This window comes from Nocardia testacea NBRC 100365, assembly GCF_000308775.1.
GTDB classification, from domain to species: Bacteria; Actinomycetota; Actinomycetes; order Mycobacteriales; family Mycobacteriaceae; genus Nocardia; species Nocardia testacea.
In genome coordinates, this window is record NZ_BAGJ01000210.1 from 1 (window position 1) to 563 (window position 563).

1 protein-coding gene is annotated in these 563 nt (G+C 73.5%); it reads left to right on the top strand.

Features of this window, described 5'->3' with window-relative positions; all coding sequences use genetic code 11:
• Positions 1-413, top strand: a 413-nt coding sequence (locus ON38_RS37145) for a hypothetical protein (protein ID WP_039827555.1), incomplete at its 5' end; no start/stop codon positions are given.
• Between the last annotated feature and the right edge of the window lie 150 nt (positions 414-563).

Sequence of the window (563 nt, forward strand, 5' to 3'; positions counted from 1 at the left end):
TGCTGCCCATCTCGGCCGAACACATGACCCGCAACCGGCGGCGCCTGACCACCCCGGAGCTCGGGCGAAGTTCCCGGGGACCCACCCCCATCGAACACACGGCCCGCACCCGGCGACACCCCACCACCCCCGGGCTCCGGCGAAGTTCCCGGCAATCGCCGCCCATCGAACTCACGACCCGGAACCGGCGGTACCTCACCACCCCCGGGCTCCGGCGCAGTTCCCGGCAATCGCTGCCCATCGAACTCGCGGCGCGAAGCCGGCGGCAACTCTCCCCCGAATTCGAGTCCAGTTCCTTGCTGCCCACCTCGGCCGGATTCACGGCCCGGAACCGGCGGCACCCCAGCGCTCTCGAGACCCTGGGAAGTTCGCGACAGCCCACCCAGGTCGAACCCACGGCCCCGAACCGGTAGCTCCTGGCCCGCGGGCCGCCGCGAACGTTCCGGCAGCGCAGCACGCCCGGCCTCCCCCGCCGACGCCGCCGCCTCTCCCGCACCCGACCCGCGCGACCGCTGTGGCAGCGCAACGCGCGCGACCTCACCCTCCGATGCCGCCCCTTCTCC